The 14,017-nt window shown below is 60.0% G+C and carries 15 protein-coding genes and 1 pseudogene; 10 read left to right on the top strand and 6 right to left on the bottom strand.

The features are described 5' to 3' along the window. Positions 1-967 precede the first annotated feature (967 nt). A complete protein-coding gene (locus ACVMDN_RS03110; RefSeq protein WP_456835724.1) occupies positions 968-1,546 on the top strand; it encodes a hypothetical protein in 579 nt (192 codons plus the stop codon). A gap of 203 nt (positions 1,547-1,749) precedes the next feature. Here the strand turns inward: ACVMDN_RS03110 and ACVMDN_RS03105 are convergent, their stop codons facing one another. From ACVMDN_RS03105 to ACVMDN_RS03090, 4 genes are all read right to left on the bottom strand, one after another. Continuing rightward, positions 1,750-2,025, bottom strand: coding sequence for a hypothetical protein (locus ACVMDN_RS03105; RefSeq protein ID WP_456835725.1), 276 nt, complete (start codon positions 2,023-2,025; stop codon positions 1,750-1,752). A 555-nt stretch (positions 2,026-2,580) separates the two neighbouring features. Further along, positions 2,581-3,177 carry a hypothetical protein gene (locus tag ACVMDN_RS03100; RefSeq protein ID WP_456835726.1) on the bottom strand — a complete coding sequence of 199 codons (597 nt, stop codon included), beginning with the start codon at positions 3,175-3,177 and terminating at the stop codon, positions 2,581-2,583. Further along, on the bottom strand, positions 3,159-4,211 hold the full coding sequence (locus ACVMDN_RS03095; RefSeq protein ID WP_456835727.1) for a hypothetical protein: 1,053 nt from the start codon (positions 4,209-4,211) through the stop codon (positions 3,159-3,161). Before ACVMDN_RS03095 ends, ACVMDN_RS03100 begins: the two co-directional genes overlap by 19 nt. Before the next feature lie 160 nt (positions 4,212-4,371). After that, entirely contained in the window at positions 4,372-5,043 is a 672-nt protein-coding gene (locus ACVMDN_RS03090) for a recombinase family protein (RefSeq protein WP_456835728.1), read from the bottom strand. A 138-nt stretch (positions 5,044-5,181) separates the two neighbouring features. Here ACVMDN_RS03090 and ACVMDN_RS03085 point away from each other — a divergent pair, with 138 nt between their 5' ends. Further along, a complete protein-coding gene (locus tag ACVMDN_RS03085) occupies positions 5,182-5,400 on the top strand; it encodes a hypothetical protein (RefSeq protein ID WP_456835729.1) in 219 nt (72 codons plus the stop codon). A gap of 194 nt (positions 5,401-5,594) precedes the next feature. On the opposite strand, the gene ACVMDN_RS03080 is transcribed toward ACVMDN_RS03085, so the two are convergent. Together ACVMDN_RS03080 and ACVMDN_RS03075 are read right to left on the bottom strand one after the other, a co-directional pair. After that, positions 5,595-6,473: an eCIS core domain-containing protein gene (locus ACVMDN_RS03080; protein ID WP_456835730.1), complete on the bottom strand. Its 879-nt coding sequence runs from the start codon at positions 6,471-6,473 to the stop codon at positions 5,595-5,597. A 667-nt stretch (positions 6,474-7,140) separates the two neighbouring features. Then, positions 7,141-7,521 (bottom strand): annotated as a pseudogene (locus ACVMDN_RS03075) (DUF6428 family protein); the annotation flags it as partial. A 49-nt stretch (positions 7,522-7,570) separates the two neighbouring features. Between ACVMDN_RS03075 and ACVMDN_RS03070 the strand changes: the two are divergent. From ACVMDN_RS03070 to ACVMDN_RS03035, 8 genes are all read left to right on the top strand, one after another. Next, positions 7,571-7,930: an ArsR/SmtB family transcription factor gene (locus tag ACVMDN_RS03070; protein ID WP_057020839.1), complete on the top strand. Its 360-nt coding sequence runs from the start codon at positions 7,571-7,573 to the stop codon at positions 7,928-7,930. Beyond that, positions 7,930-8,616: an aquaporin gene (locus ACVMDN_RS03065; protein WP_456835914.1), complete on the top strand. Its 687-nt coding sequence runs from the start codon at positions 7,930-7,932 to the stop codon at positions 8,614-8,616. Before ACVMDN_RS03070 ends, ACVMDN_RS03065 begins: the two co-directional genes overlap by 1 nt. Beyond that, positions 8,613-9,035, top strand: a complete 423-nt coding sequence (arsC, locus tag ACVMDN_RS03060) for an arsenate reductase (glutaredoxin) (protein WP_456835731.1) — start codon at positions 8,613-8,615, stop codon at positions 9,033-9,035. The genes ACVMDN_RS03065 and arsC overlap by 4 nt, the downstream gene beginning before the upstream one ends. After that, positions 9,032-10,285 (top strand): MFS transporter, encoded by a 1,254-nt coding sequence (locus ACVMDN_RS03055; protein WP_456835732.1) that lies wholly within the window; start codon positions 9,032-9,034, stop codon positions 10,283-10,285. Before arsC ends, ACVMDN_RS03055 begins: the two co-directional genes overlap by 4 nt. A gap of 99 nt (positions 10,286-10,384) precedes the next feature. Beyond that, a complete protein-coding gene (locus ACVMDN_RS03050) occupies positions 10,385-10,573 on the top strand; it encodes a hypothetical protein (RefSeq protein WP_456835733.1) in 189 nt (62 codons plus the stop codon). 605 nt (positions 10,574-11,178) lie between these two features. Further along, a complete protein-coding gene (locus tag ACVMDN_RS03045) occupies positions 11,179-11,463 on the top strand; it encodes a cupin domain-containing protein (protein WP_245311690.1) in 285 nt (94 codons plus the stop codon). An 890-nt stretch (positions 11,464-12,353) separates the two neighbouring features. Then, a complete protein-coding gene (locus ACVMDN_RS03040; RefSeq protein WP_092089280.1) occupies positions 12,354-12,779 on the top strand; it encodes a type II toxin-antitoxin system RelE/ParE family toxin in 426 nt (141 codons plus the stop codon). After that, entirely contained in the window at positions 12,745-13,068 is a 324-nt protein-coding gene (locus ACVMDN_RS03035; RefSeq protein ID WP_092089278.1) for a helix-turn-helix domain-containing protein, read from the top strand. Before ACVMDN_RS03040 ends, ACVMDN_RS03035 begins: the two co-directional genes overlap by 35 nt. Positions 13,069-14,017: the final 949 nt, after the last annotated feature.

Here is a 14,017-nt window from a genome sequence, read left to right as displayed (position 1 = left end):
TCATCCATCTAGTATTCACTTTATCGCCCCCGCGTGTCTCTGCTGTGCATTTTCGGCCCGGACATGCTATAAGATTCGTGGCCTGCACTAGGAGCATGAGTTCTTAAGAGCAACAGCAGGTTCAACGCTCTTGATGGCCAGACCGGCCTATTGAACAAGAGACGCTTCCGGGTCCAAGGCGCCCTTGGTGACGGAAATCATCTTCAACCGCGATCTGCGCGGTGGAGGCGATTTCTGTCAGTGCGCTGACCGAAACCAACACCACAGCTCGGATTGATACATGAGGCCCAGTCCCATGCTCTCGATTCATATCTACGTCGATCCGATGACCTTGTTGCTGATACTTTCCGCAATAAGGGTCCAACTACGCTAGCGGACGTTCCCCCAAAACGACCGCCGGGCGTGAGGATCGTCTCACGCCCGGCGTGCTGTTGCGCGGATCAGACTTGCCGACGACGATGTAAGGAGCGTCTTCGTTCGTGGCGACTATCACAACATTTCCACACCCACGACGCGCAGTGGCTGGCCGCCCTTCCCTCCCCCAACGCCTTGATAATTTGCGTGCGCTCCGCAGCCGCGGAATCAATTGGGCATGCGCCAGCGATACACAAAATGGTCCGGCCGGCACCTCCCCACCGGCAGCCCTGCCGATTGGCTCGCGGACGGTCACGTAACCTGCAACATTCAGTGCCATGGCGGATGTGGCCGCATGGTCGACTTCAGGCTGGATGCTTTACCCCAAGATCAACCGTGGTCCCGCGTCGGCTGGCGCCTAGTTTGCACGGTCTGTGGCACGGCCGGCGCCGTGCACATCTTTCCGAATTGGCATGACAGGGTCGGTCAGGCGGTGCCGTTCACGAGGAATTGGAAAGCGTGAAGGTTGGACCCCAGTCCGCGACAGTGGGACTCGCGTTTGGTTGACATGGTGGCTACTCTATTATTTTGCCTCGCAACGGAATAGCGACGAATGCTGTTATTTCACTGCCGACATTGCGGACTTGTATTTTCCCCGATTGGATTTTTGGCACTCGGACCAATTGTGGCTCATGGGAATGTCGCACAGTGTCCGCGCTGTCGTCACGTCGCTGAAGGGATAGACGGTACATTCGACTTCGTGGGCAACGCAATTCGCGTCTTGGATGCGCCGCCACGCACGATTGAGCTGTTGTCAGCCCTGCAAGATGCGCTGAGGAAAGCCGAGCAGGCTAAGCCAGTCGCCGAGGTCATTTCTCGAGTCGAAGAAACTTCCCCGGAACTAGCCCGCGCCATTCAGGGCAAGGTCTCGTCGCGCGGCCCCCTGATCCTGGCCGGCTTGCTGTGTTCGTTGTTAGCCAGTTGTTCAGTGAATGCCACGCTGGATCTGAATACTCTAATCGATCAGGTCCATACCTACTGGACCGGAGCAGAACCCTATCCGGATTCGGCACGGTCTGGCTCTGAACAACCGCCGGGCTTGAACAGACAACAACGGCGCCATCAGGAGCGCCATGCCAAAAAGCAGCAGCGGCAGACTGAGCTTCGGCGGCCGAAGAAGCCGAAGCAATAGAGCCGCTAAATCCATGCCCATCATCCGGAAGCCGCTCGAAATTCCGCCCGAGGTGGCCCGAAAATTCGCCGCCAAGATGCAGGCGTTTCACGCCGAGCACGATCCACTTAAGCGCGACGGGATCGCAGCTGACACCCGGCACATCCTTCTGCAACACATGCCCAAGGGGACGAAGCTCCGACTTGCCGACGTGCTCGAGTTGTTCAAGCTGACGGGCGCAGTCCGGTCGCGCGAATGGCTTGCAGGATCGTCTTGCGTTCCTCGCTATCGTTTTTGCCGCTCTCGCGCAAACGGCGAGCACGGACTGCAGCGGCCGCTAGAGTTTCGGCAGCGATCGTATCGACGGGCGTCGGAGTACGGCCCAGGCTCGCAAGCAGGCTTTTCGTCAACTCTCCGATATCGGCCTGATCGCGCTCGGCGAGCTCGCGCATGCGCCGATTGCCTCGGCTCGCTTTCGGGTCACCGGGTTCAAAGGTCACAGTCGTCTCCTCCTCGGAGGCTGTTGGCGAGGCATGGGCCGATGACGCCCGGACGAGCGTCATTGGTTCAGGCCAAGAGGCGGCCGGGGCGCTCGCGCGCCCGCGGCCAAGCTGGTGCGGTTGGATTGGGGAGACACGGATCGAGGATTGGCCTACCTGCCTCGTGTCCACCCTCGGGGAGTTATGGCTGCCGGCCTCACGACGCGTTGAACGGCCGGGAGGACGCCAATCACCTTCCCCTATTATCCCTTCGGCGCCGCGCTAATTAGCGCAGCGGGGCAAGAGTGGCTCCGGCGCGACCGGAGCTTCCGCGATGTCAGTGGGCGCAATCCTACTCGCGCAGCCACCTGCGCACCGTCGCGATCGTCGATCTCTTTGAAGTTTCGCAAAGCGGCCTTCCCCGGTGGCGCCAAATCACATAATCAAGCTGCGTGCTTCGAGTAAAACCAAAGTTAATCGGCGCGCGGCGTTCAGCGCTTATTTCGCGCGGCGTTCTTCGCCGCCGCGACGCGCGCGCCGTTCAGACGCTTAGGTACCCGGGCAGTGCACCGGAGATCAGATTTTGCGATTGACGATATCGGTGAGGAAGTAGAGCGACCACAATACGGTCACCGTCAGACTGCTCAACAGAAAGCATAGGGCCACGACGCCACCGACCCTGACGGGCTCGAGAAGGCTCGGGTGTTTCGAGAGCCAAAGCATCATGGGATCGTGCAACACAGTTGCAAGTATCGCGAGAAGCAACACCACGAGGCTCACAAAGCTCAGGTAACCGAGCAGATAGCAAACGAACTGCCGGAGCGTCAGCACTTCGCCATCCAGCAGCAGATCGGCGCCCGCTGGCCGCTTGTCGATATGCGTCCCGGGCGATCCCATAGCTACAGCCGCAAGCGCTCCCACCATGAACGGCACAGCCATGATAAGCAGGTCGCGGGTGATTTTGAGAATACCCGCTTCTCCGAAAATCGCCGGATGAGGCTGCACAGCGAAGTAGATCAGACAGCCGATCGCAGTCACGCCCAACGGCACGATGATGTCGTACGTTGCTTTCTCAGGGTGGTGGATCGAGAGATAGCGCAACGGGGCAAGCAGGCGAAGCCTACTGCCGCGACGCTGCGTCACATCTCGCAGACCTACCCAGGGCGCTGCCATAGCTCTTCCTTCCGGAGGATATCCTTGAGCTTGTTCACCATTTCTGGGTTGAACCGCTCCGTCCAACGCTTCGGTGGCTTCGACAGTGTAACGTACTCTTTTGGGCAAAGCATCAGGTCCGTCGCACTCTCGACATCCCTATGTATGTCTCCGCCCATTACTCCGCCACCGACGGTCCGGAAATAGAGCTTCGTCTGATAGCCTTGATCTTCCCACTTCTTGCGCAGCCTGGTGATCCATCCGATTCGCTCTTCAGGTTCGGCTGGCGCTTGTTTGCCAGAAATCCGAACCTCCATATCGGCGATAACCTCCTCGTGGTTAACAGCGGTCGGCTGTCCAATCGCGACCCTCTCCTGCCGGCGCGTGAAGACGACCTGAGATAGGAGCTTCTCGCCGGCTCCCTGAGTGAGGCTTCGACCGAGATCGCTGACCAGATCGAACCTACCGTGATAGCTGTAGTCCTTTGAACCGGACCGCTTGGTTTTCTTGTCGATCGAAGTGACCGAGTATACCTGCGACCCGTCCCGCCGAATCTGTCGGTTGAGAAACCGTTCGACAGCCTTCCGCGTGATAGGCTGCACGTTCTCCAAAGCGCAGCGATAGTTTCCATCGTCGAAGTCCTCCCCATTGGGGAGGCGCACCACGACATGCGCACTGCTCGCGCCGCGCTCCATGTCCTTGCCGGAGATCTCTCGGCCGGCAAACGTTTCGAGATCGACGACCGGAAAGGTGCCCTGAGAGTCGTCGATGAACTCGAACAGCATCACTATGAAGCGTGAGCTTCCATCGGTGTCGACGCGAAGCTGGCTCAACCGAAAGCAATCATGTCCTTCGCCTTTCCTGAGGCGCGCAGTGTCGTCGCTGTCGTCGTCAGCACCCAGGTATTCGACGGCAAATCCCTTCCGCTGACGCTTCTGGATGATGTCGAACAGATCGCGACCCGAAATCAGCGGCGGCTTATGTTCTCTCGGTGCGTGTGAAATGGATCGGCTGATCAAGCGATTAAGCAGAACAATGCGTCTATTATCGGCCATGGCGCCCCCTTACGGGCGCGTGAATAGCACGAATTTTTCCATTGTGGCTGTGGGGGTTGGCCGAATCCTGTGAAAACCGGGGGCGCGCATTGTTGCGTCGCACCATGCGCGCGACCAGAACAACCAAAGCGATAGTTGTATCCTGAGACCCAAAAGAGGGTTACGCGATGCGCTCCAGCACGCGGGCGACCTGCACTGCACTCCAGCTGCCGCCCCGGGACGTCGGGATACCCTGCCCGTTCAACCCGTCTGCGATCTCCCTCAGGCTTGTAGCGCCGCCCGCCCGCAGCTCTGCGATGATCGGCGCGAGATCAGCGGCCCGCTCGGTGACGCGCGCCTGTACGGCCTCGCCAGCGAGCTTGCGCGTGCGCTTGGACGGCACCACGCCACGATCCCCGCCGAGCTTGACGCCACGCCGCTTGGCAGCGGCGAGCGCTTCCTTGGTGCGCTTGGAGATCATCCGGCGCTCTTCCTCGGCGACCATGGCCATGATGCCGACGGTGAGCCGGTTGGCGCTCGGCATATCGGCTGCAACGAACTCAACACCGGCCTTGTCCAGGCCGAGCAGGAAGTGGGCATCGCGCGACAGGCGATCTAGCTTCGCAATCACCAGCTTGGCGCCATGCACGCGGCAGGCAGCAATGGCTGCATCCAACTGCGGCCGATCGGTGCGCTTGCCGCTCTCGATCTCCACGTATTCCTTGACCAACCGCCAATCGCCACCGTTGAGAAACTCGGAGACGCCGTTGCGTTGGGCCTCGATGCCCAGATCGGACCTTCCCTGCCGCCCGGTCGACACTCGGAGGTAGGAAATCCACTTTCCACCGGCCATGGCATCACCTGTTACGTTTCAATCAACAAAAGTTGATCTAGACGTAACGGCCACAAGGGTCAAGCCCATCAGCTACAAATGTGGTCCAGCTCGCATTATATGCCGAGCCACACACACTTTGGGCGAGGGATAATCGGTATGAGTAGGTACGGCCATCTTTCGGACCAACAGCTACAGGAAGTCATCACGAAGAACCGTTGGTCCGTCGAGCAGGCTCAAAAGTCCGTGCACTCGATTGAGTCCGGAGATTTTCCGCCTGCCGCGCGAGAAGCGCATATCGAGACCGCGCTCAAGACTATTCGTGACCTTGAGGCTGAGTACTTGGGGCTGGTCGAAGAACAACGCCGCCGTCCCTGACCAAGCGGCGATCCCCGGCTGTGCACCGGCCCGCCGCAAAAAAGAAATCTGGTCGGGCCGCGTCTGTTGCCCCGCTCCCAAACACCCCTCTCATGATGAGCCCGCGCGCTTGAGGGCGCGCGGTTCCCGTCAGTTCGGTAGGCCACCTGTCACAAGGTCAAGCATGACAGGGGCGTTCCTCTGAGCACCTCGAGTTATAGACCTATCTGCCCAATGATGAAGCCGCCGCCCACGTTTGCTCTGCAAGGTGATCCTATAGGTTGGGCGGGACCGGGCCCGAAGCGTCCCATTTGCGTAATGCAAAATTCCCCTAACGGCTGTGGCGGTGGCGGGGTGTTTGCCTGTTGATGCGAGGCATCATACCACGCCTGCCATCCTGCCTGCTTCGCGTAGGCCGGATCTTCTAGTGCCCTATAATCTTGGGTGTAAGCAGCAGCGAAGCCCTGCACAGTCATGCTTGCGTACTGATCGACGTGGGTCAGTTCGTGCGCCCAGAGCGACGGATCATTTGCTTCGGTAGGGCCTCTAAAGATGATGACATCAACTAAGGTCACGGCCGAGGCTTGCCCTCCCTGCTCTATCAGACGTGCTAGGTTGGCGAAGCCATTGTCGCCAATCTTGTAGCGGACACGATCCAGCGAATCCTGACTTGCGTAGCCAACTAGCGCCCACCTCATCTCCTGGGGGATGGGCATCGCTTGCCCGTAGGCGCTATCGCGTGATGCTTGGATCGCATTTGCGAGAAGCGGGCCCGTGAGGGTTTGCGACTGAAGCGCATTGATTGCGTCAGCCACAATCTGAATGACTTGCCCCGGGCTTGGAGGATGCAGCGGATCAATCGGCGGGATATGAGTTGGGATCGGTGGGACCGGTGGGAACGGTGGTGTTGGAGGGATATGAGACGGGATCGGTGGTGTCGGCGGCATCGGCGGCCTCGGCACCTCCTTTGGGAGGCAATCTTGGGGATGTAGCAAGTCGCAAGCCGCATGAACCGGCGCAGTTGCTCCTGCCAGATTGGCCAACATCAAAATCGTAAAAAACATGAAGTTGCGACGACGACAAAGCTTGAACATTGGCAAAAACTCCTCGCGCAAAAATCGACTTCGAAATTGCTAATAAAAAGTAGGTTGCAAACGTACCACAAGACATGCCGTTTCCAACAGCCTTCCCTTCGCTCATCGGTTGAATGCCGCGACCCCGGCGAGCCTCCGGACCGCGGGCGGAGCTAAGGCGACGCCGGCCCCTCAGTCTCTCGCCTGCGAGCATGTCCGGCCCGTGCAGGGCCCGCGGCGCTTAAAGCGCGCGGGCCTCGGGCGCCGCCAAGGCGATGCCAAAAGCGCCCTTCTCCTTTGACCTCCGGCGATAGTAAGTTGCCCGGCTAACTCCGAGCTCTAACCAAGGTTGAGACTGGAGAGACAAGGCGCCGTCGCAAGTTCGTCGCCCGTCAGTAGAAGGATGGGGCGACGAAACTGCGACACCATTGGTCTCACTTGCTCTGCGTCGCCGTTCATAGGTCCGACGGCTGATCCCCTCGAGCACCCAAGGTTTGGTCTGCGAGAGGCTGTTGGCTCTTGGTGCGACGCCGTTGGCCAACCGCTTCGCTGCAGCACGCAGACGATCCCGCTCGCGCCGTTTGGTCTTGGCGATTTTCTTACGCGACCTTATCGATGTCGAAGCTGCCGATAGTTCGGATCTTGCGCAGCTGTCGCTCCGCATAGGTCAGCCGCAAGTCTTCACCTAGATTTGCATTGGCCGCGCACCGTCGCTCACCTCAAAGGTCAACTTGGCTTGCGGATCGAAGCCGGCCGCCTCATCAACTTTGCGGATGATGGCAAGGAATTTACCGGACAGCATGTGGTGCCGGTTTTCCTCCTCAATGTCCCAAAGTTGGATGAAGGTCTCACTCCAGCTCTCAGGATTTGCGCCGCAGTCGAGCGCCCTGAACGAACCGGTCTTGACTTCGGTCACGTGGTAGCTGGGGCAGACGTCCCGGCCGTCGTAGCTGAAGATCAGCGGTTTCTCCTTGTGCGCCTCAAGGCCGGAAAGGAGGGCCGCGGATGACAGCTCTTCCACCGGAAGCAGGGCGCCGACGATCGAACGGGTATTGGCAAGCGTGTCCATGGCTGCTATCCTCATTTCAACGATTGTTGAATTGTAGGATTATCGAAAGATGGAGGAGCGTCAAGCCCGAACCGCCTTCGCCGCGTTGTCGCAGGAAACGCGGCTGCGGATCGTGCGGCTGCTGGTCCAGGCGGGTCCCGAGGGGATGGCCGCGGGGGCGATTGCGGAGGCGGTCGAGGTGTCGCCATCCAACGTGTCGTTCCATCTGAAGGACCTCGAGCACGCCGGCATGATCGTGCCGCGCCGCGAGGCGCGCTCGATCATCTACTCGGCGGATTTCACCGGTTTGCGTGACCTCATCGCCTTCCTGATGAAGGATTGCTGCGCGGGCCACCCGGAGATCTGCGCGCCGGCGCTCGCCGCCGCCCAGTGCAAGCCTTCCACCAGCAAGAAGAAGGCGCGTGCGTGATGCGCGATTTCGATCTGCCACGGCGCCTTGTGGCGGAATGTCTCGGCACGTTGCTTCTGGTCGCGACCGTCGTCGGCTCCGGCATCATGGCAGAAACCCTGACCAAGGACGTGGCCCTGGCGCTGCTCGGCAATACGCTGCCGACCGGTGCCATCCTGGTGGTGCTGATCACGATCCTTGGACCGATATCCGGCGCGCATTTCAATCCGGCGGTGACGCTGGTGTTCACGCTCAAGGGCGAGCTCCGCCCGCCGCACGCCGCGCAGTACGTCGCGGCGCAGGTGCTCGGGGGAATCCTGGGTGCGATGGTCGCGCATGCCATGTTCGGCCTGCCGCTCCTGGTGTTCTCCGCCAAGGCGAGGACCGGGTTCCCGCAGTGGTTTGCGGAATTCGTTGCCGCGTTCGGACTGGTCGCAACGATCATCGGTGGCGTGCGGTTTCGCGAGGCCGCTATCCCATGGCTGGTCGGGCTCTACATCACCGCCGCCTACTGGTTCACCGCCTCCACGTCTTTCGCCAACCCGGCCGTTGCCATCGCGCGATCATTCACCGATACGTTTTCCGGTATCCGCGCGCAGGACCTGCCGGGATTCATCGTCGCCGAGATTCTGGGGGCGATGGCCGCGCTGGCGCTGATGACGTGGCTCCTGCGGCAGAGCGAAACGAAGATGGAAGCAATCCGATGACGATCACGATTTACCAAAATCCCGCTTGCGGGACGTCGCGCAACGCGCTGGCCATGATCCGCCAAAGCGGGGAGGAGCCGGAGATCGTCGAGTATCTCAAGACGCCGCCCGCGCGCGACACGCTGATCGCGCTGATCAAGGCCATGGGCATGACGCCCCGCGCGCTGCTCCGCGAGAAAGGCACGCCTTATGCAGCGCTCGACCTTGCCAATCCGAGATGGAGCGACGACGAGTTGATCGATTTCATGATCGCGCATCCGATCCTGATCAATCGGCCGATCGTGGTCTCGCCGAACGGCGTGAAACTGTGCCGGCCGTCCGAGGCTGTGCTTGAACTTCTCGCCACTGACATTGGCCAATTCGTCAAGGAGGACGGAGAAGTGGTCCCGCCCAGGACGCCGGGTGCGCGCGCCGGATGAGCCGCCGTGCAGACAACGTCCTGATTGTTGCGCTCGGGACCACGCAAACCCTTGCCTGGGCGTCGAGCTATTATCTGCCCGCCATCCTCGCGGACCCGATCGCGCGGGACCTCGGCATCTCGACCAACTGGCTGTTCGCCGCGTTCTCGATGGCGCTGGTGATCTCCGGGCTGCTCGGTCCGCGCGTCGGCCGCCAGATCGACCGGATGGGCGGACGCGAAGTGCTCTGCGCGTCCAACCTCATCCTGGCGTCCGGTCTGATCCTGCTCGGGCTGTCGCAGGGCGGCGTGCTGATGGCGGTGAGCTGGCTGTTGCTCGGCGTCGGCATGGGTCTTGGCCTGTATGATGCAGCCTTCGCGGCGCTCGGGCGCATTTACGGCAACGCCGCCCGTCGCTCCATCACCGGCATTACGCTGATCGCGGGCTTTGCCAGCACGATCGGCTGGCCGCTGAGTGCGTGGGGGCTGGCAACCATCGGCTGGCGCTGGACCTGTTTCGGCTGGGCTGCGGCGCACATCCTGATCTGCTTGCCGCTCAACGGCCTCCTGATCCCCAGGCTAAAGCGGGAGCATCGGATCGCGGCCGACACGCCGAAGCCGCACATCGCCATCGACCGCGCCATGGTGTTACTCGCCTTTGCCTTCGCCGCCGCCTGGAGCGTGACGTCGGCGATGGCGGTTCATCTGCCGCGAATTCTGGAGTCGCTCGGTGCGACGCAGGCGCAGGCGATCGCGGCGGGCGCACTGATCGGCCCGGCTCAGGTGGCGGCGCGCATTGTCGAAGCGAGCCTGCTGAAGCGCTTCCACCCGCTCTGGTCGGCGCGCCTGGCCTGCATCACACATCCCTTGGGCGCCTGCGTCATCGGCCTGTTCGGCGGTGGCTTCGCGGGGGTGTTCGCGCTGTTGCACGGTGCCGGAAACGGCATCCTGACCATCGCGCGCGGCACGCTGCCGCTGGCGATATTCGGTCCGAAGGATTACGGTTACCGCCTGGGACTGCTCGGCGCGCCGTCGCGACTGTCTCAAGCCCTCGCGCCCCTTGTATTCGGATTCCTGATTTCGCCGCTCGGCGGCTATACGCTTGCGGTCACGTCGGCTCTGAGTTTGGCTGCGCTCTTGGCACTGATCGCCCTCAAGCCGGACAGGGAATTTCTACATGAACCGGTCAATCGCTGGCGAGTGACATTAATTCGGGAGCCTTCCAATGGAAACTGCGGACGGGTGTTCGCCCTGAACCGTCAGTCGACCTAGTGGCCATGGGAGCCGTGATACTGTCAAGTCGCCATTCCTCTATTGGAACGCCAGGACCTTACAGCTGTTTTGTCTGGAAACAGGGTCGGAACCGCGGACGTGGCAGACGAACTCGAATATTCGGCGCACCGATTAGTGGTCATCGAACAGCCTGGCGGCGGTTTCCTGGTCGAGATCACGCCTCTCGGGGGCGGCCAAACCGTTAGGACGATGACCTATCAGAGCACGCTGGAAGCGATTTCCGCAGCGAAGAGGTGCGTCGACAAACATCCTGAACACAGGCGATAGAGCCCGCTCTGCGGCACACGACCGCCGTTTTGGACCGGCAATCGCACTTGCCGATGCGGCGGCGCTGGCGCGCCTACCCAAAATGCAAGGGGCCGAAACCGGATGATGAACTAACGGCGCGTCCCCGGCGGCGCATCCGTAAACCACGGGCTGAGGCCTTAACGTTAAGCAGAGCCGCGAGGACCGCGTTGGCATCGTGAGAGATATTCGTTTTCAATTCGTCAAAGCCATTTTCAAAAGTTCAGTGATTTGAATCAATGATCGTGGAATTCGGTATCGTGAGCACGATCATGGGATCTGTGCTCGCCCTGTACGCAAGTCAGCATCGCTCGATCGTCTTGGAGACGTGCGCGGGCGCGTTGCTGATTGCCGGCCTTACTTGCGTTGGCGCGGGCCTCCCGCGTGTCTAACCCCATTGTTACACTCGCCCCGGAGTTGCGGTTGAATACCTATTCCCATCCATATGCGATGGCAAACAACGTGCCGAATTCATTCATCTATTTTTTAAAGGAGATAATGATGCTTCGATATCTCGCTTTGATTTTTTTCGCCCTTACCTGGCAGCCAATGCTCAAACCAACCGCACCGAGTTAAAGCGCGCCGATTTGACCGGCACAAATATGGAGATTGTAGTCAGCGTCGTCGACGTACAGCCCGGAAACAATCTCATTCGCCACACGCACCATGGCGAGGAAGCCGTTTATGTTCTGGAGGGTGCAACGTTGGCACTACCTGACAGCGAAGAGGTGCCATTTCTTACGGGAGCAGCGACGATCAACATTCGCGACGTTCCCCACGGTGGATTCAAGCTCGCCGGCGACAAGACCCTGAAGATGTTGACGGTGCATATCGTCGATAAGGGCAAACCCATGATGGAGCCCGTGAAATAGACGCACCGAAAGAAAGAGACGGCCCCAGCGAGGCACATGCTGGAGCCAGTATGTAGCTGGGCGTCGCAGTGCCGGTAGCGGTGCGGCACCGAACAGGGCGACCAATGCGAGTGCTTGCGCTTCGTTCCTAAAAGAAACGCCCAGCGCCCGGGAGACGCTGAGGCCGACATTCCAAGTGGATCGTCCAAGTGCTTTCGGCAGGGGCAGCACTTGTACCTCCCGGTAACCGGAATGCGCGTCGGCCGTTCCTGTCCAAAAAGAAAGGGGCCCCAGCGACGGACAGAGCTGCGCGCCTTGTTTATTTGCAAACTTCCACGTTAGACGTAATGCTGGCCTTCCCGGTTCGGACCGCCTCAAGGCGACAGCCCGGTTTGACCGGCCTACTCCAGATGATGAGCATATGACTTGCCCGGTCGCCTGACTTTCTTTCGGCTTCGCCTTTGCGGTCTGGGCACAGGCGCTTCCGGCCAACGTCGTTGATAAGAAGAATTCAACCAATCCGGCAGCCAATACAGATCGGATAATAACTCTCCTGAATTCTTCCGGGCTCAAAATTCCAATCGATCGGGAATGCCCGCGAAGGTTCCACCGTACATGCGCGGTTCCATGCGGCAGCAAGGATTGCCGGCCCCGCAATCACACAGACGAGTCCCCCCTATCGCCGGCTGCTTTGGCACCCTGCGGGCTGGGGCAGGCTCGACGACTGGCGCCGCAACCAAGCCCATCTGCCGGGCCGGGCCGAGGCCATCCGCCGGCCGGTCGAGATCGGGCTGAAGGCGAAGGTGTAGTCCCACTTGCGGCCGCGCCCCCGTTGAGATTGTATCTGACCCGCAAAACAACCAGATTCGCCGTCCAATTTCCTGGAACCAGACCACAATATTTTCGTTGACATGGCCAATAGTAAATCTGCTATAAAGTCGTCTGAGCGCAAGGAGGATGTGCCTCTCGAGTTCGTCGGCTCATCGCTTGAGGATCTTTCCGCTTTTCCCCTTCCGTGCAAGAAGGAGATCGGTTTTGCGCTCCGTGCCGCCCAGAAGGGCGGAAAAGGAGAGAATGTAAAGCCGCTGAAAGGTTTTGGCGGAGCTAGCGTCCTTCAAATCAAGTCTAGTTTTGACGGAGATACGTTCCGGGCTGTCTACACGGTTCAGCTGAAAGGCGCCATATACGTACTCCACGCCTTTCAGAAGAAATCCACTAAAGGGAAAACGACATCCCAGAACGACAAGGACTTGATACGCACCCGGTTGAACGCGGCAATTGAGTTACACGCGGAGAAGGAAAATGAGCAAAGCAAGAAGCACAAAAGGCAGCGGTAATGTTTTCGCCGATATTGGCGTGCCGGATGCAGAGATGCATCTTGCTAAGGCCGACCTTGTCCTCGGCATCGCCGCGATCATTCGATCAAAAGGGCTCACACAATCACAAGCCGCGAAGACGATCGGGATTGCGCAGCCCGATGTCTCTCGACTTATGCGTGGGAACTTCGACGGCTTCTCCTATGAGCGTCTATTTAATCTACTCAACGCGCTGGGAGAGAACGTGCGTATCGTGGTTTCAGACGCCAAGCCTAAGACCAAGGCAAAACTTGAATTCGAATTTTCGTAACGTACAAAAAGCGGCCGCCATCGAGCGGCGCTTAGCATCATCGCGCCCTCCGTTACGCCCTCTCGAGAACGCGGAAGGACTCGGCGGCGCCACCATCCAGCCGGGCCCAACCAGCTCACCGGTCTGCCCATCGTCCTCAGCGCCTTGAAGGCAGCGCGGAGCACTGGATCGCCGAAGAGCGAAGAAGCCGGCTTTGTATTAGATTGCTTGGGCCATGCTCACTCCTTGGCTTGGGCTAGAGCCGAGCGGGTGTTCCAGCACTTGCTCGGCTTGTCTCTTTATGACGTGCCATCAAGAATAAATGACAGAAATCGAGGCGGGGGCGCCTTCCCGTACAAAACGAGCCCGTTACCGCGAATGATTCATATGCCCCGCGAGATGTTGATGATTGACGGCGCCATCAGGGGGATCTGCCTGGCCGACCTGAGGCTATCCGCCGGCTGGTCGAGATCGGGCTTGCGGTGAAGACCAAATAACCTCTTGAACTCGCCCGCAGGTTGCTGAAGACTGTCGCTCTTTGAGCAAAGTTGTTTTTAGGGCGATCAATATGAAAAAGTTCTTGGTTCTTGCTGCGGCGCTGTCCGTGGCGTTGGTAGCCTCATCGCCATGTTTAGCGAGAGCCGGCGGCGGCGCTCATTCCTATGGTGGTGGCGCAAGATCTGCCGCAACGTTTCGTGCCACTCCTGTCATGCGCTCCGCACCTGGCTATCGGGCGCCGCCGGCGGCTCGGCTTTATGTACCCAGGCAGCAATACGCTCACCCCAGATACGTCCCGGCGATCTACACTAGGTCGACAGTGCATCGCCTAATCTCCGTGTCACGCAACCCAACCTACGCCAATCCGGTGCGTCGAGCTCCCGAACGGTTCGTAAGATTTCACGGTCGCATGATCGGAGTCCCTTCCCTGGCTGGACTAACGGCCCCTGCGATCGTGGACGTGCCCGATCTC

The sequence above is a fragment of the Bradyrhizobium sp. USDA 4510 genome (assembly GCF_054059095.1).
Note: the sequence above shows the minus strand (reverse complement) of the source record. Positions and strands in the feature narration are given on the sequence as shown.

Coding starts and splice junctions, on each gene's coding strand:
- ACVMDN_RS03035 (WP_092089278.1), top strand. CDS start 12,745: ATGAGCAAAGCAAGAAGCACAAAAGGCAGCGGTAATGTTTTCGCCGAT.
- ACVMDN_RS03055 (WP_456835732.1), top strand. CDS start 9,032: ATGAGCCGCCGTGCAGACAACGTCCTGATTGTTGCGCTCGGGACCACG.
- ACVMDN_RS03065 (WP_456835914.1), top strand. CDS start 7,930: ATGCGCGATTTCGATCTGCCACGGCGCCTTGTGGCGGAATGTCTCGGC.
- arsC (WP_456835731.1), top strand. CDS start 8,613: ATGACGATCACGATTTACCAAAATCCCGCTTGCGGGACGTCGCGCAAC.
- ACVMDN_RS03100 (WP_456835726.1), bottom strand. CDS start 3,177: ATGGCAGCGCCCTGGGTAGGTCTGCGAGATGTGACGCAGCGTCGCGGC.
- ACVMDN_RS03040 (WP_092089280.1), top strand. CDS start 12,354: ATGGCCAATAGTAAATCTGCTATAAAGTCGTCTGAGCGCAAGGAGGAT.
- ACVMDN_RS03090 (WP_456835728.1), bottom strand. CDS start 5,043: ATGGCCGGTGGAAAGTGGATTTCCTACCTCCGAGTGTCGACCGGGCGG.
- ACVMDN_RS03085 (WP_456835729.1), top strand. CDS start 5,182: ATGAGTAGGTACGGCCATCTTTCGGACCAACAGCTACAGGAAGTCATC.
- ACVMDN_RS03110 (WP_456835724.1), top strand. CDS start 968: ATGCTGTTATTTCACTGCCGACATTGCGGACTTGTATTTTCCCCGATT.
- ACVMDN_RS03070 (WP_057020839.1), top strand. CDS start 7,571: ATGGAGGAGCGTCAAGCCCGAACCGCCTTCGCCGCGTTGTCGCAGGAA.
- ACVMDN_RS03095 (WP_456835727.1), bottom strand. CDS start 4,211: ATGGCCGATAATAGACGCATTGTTCTGCTTAATCGCTTGATCAGCCGA.
- ACVMDN_RS03080 (WP_456835730.1), bottom strand. CDS start 6,473: ATGTTCAAGCTTTGTCGTCGTCGCAACTTCATGTTTTTTACGATTTTG.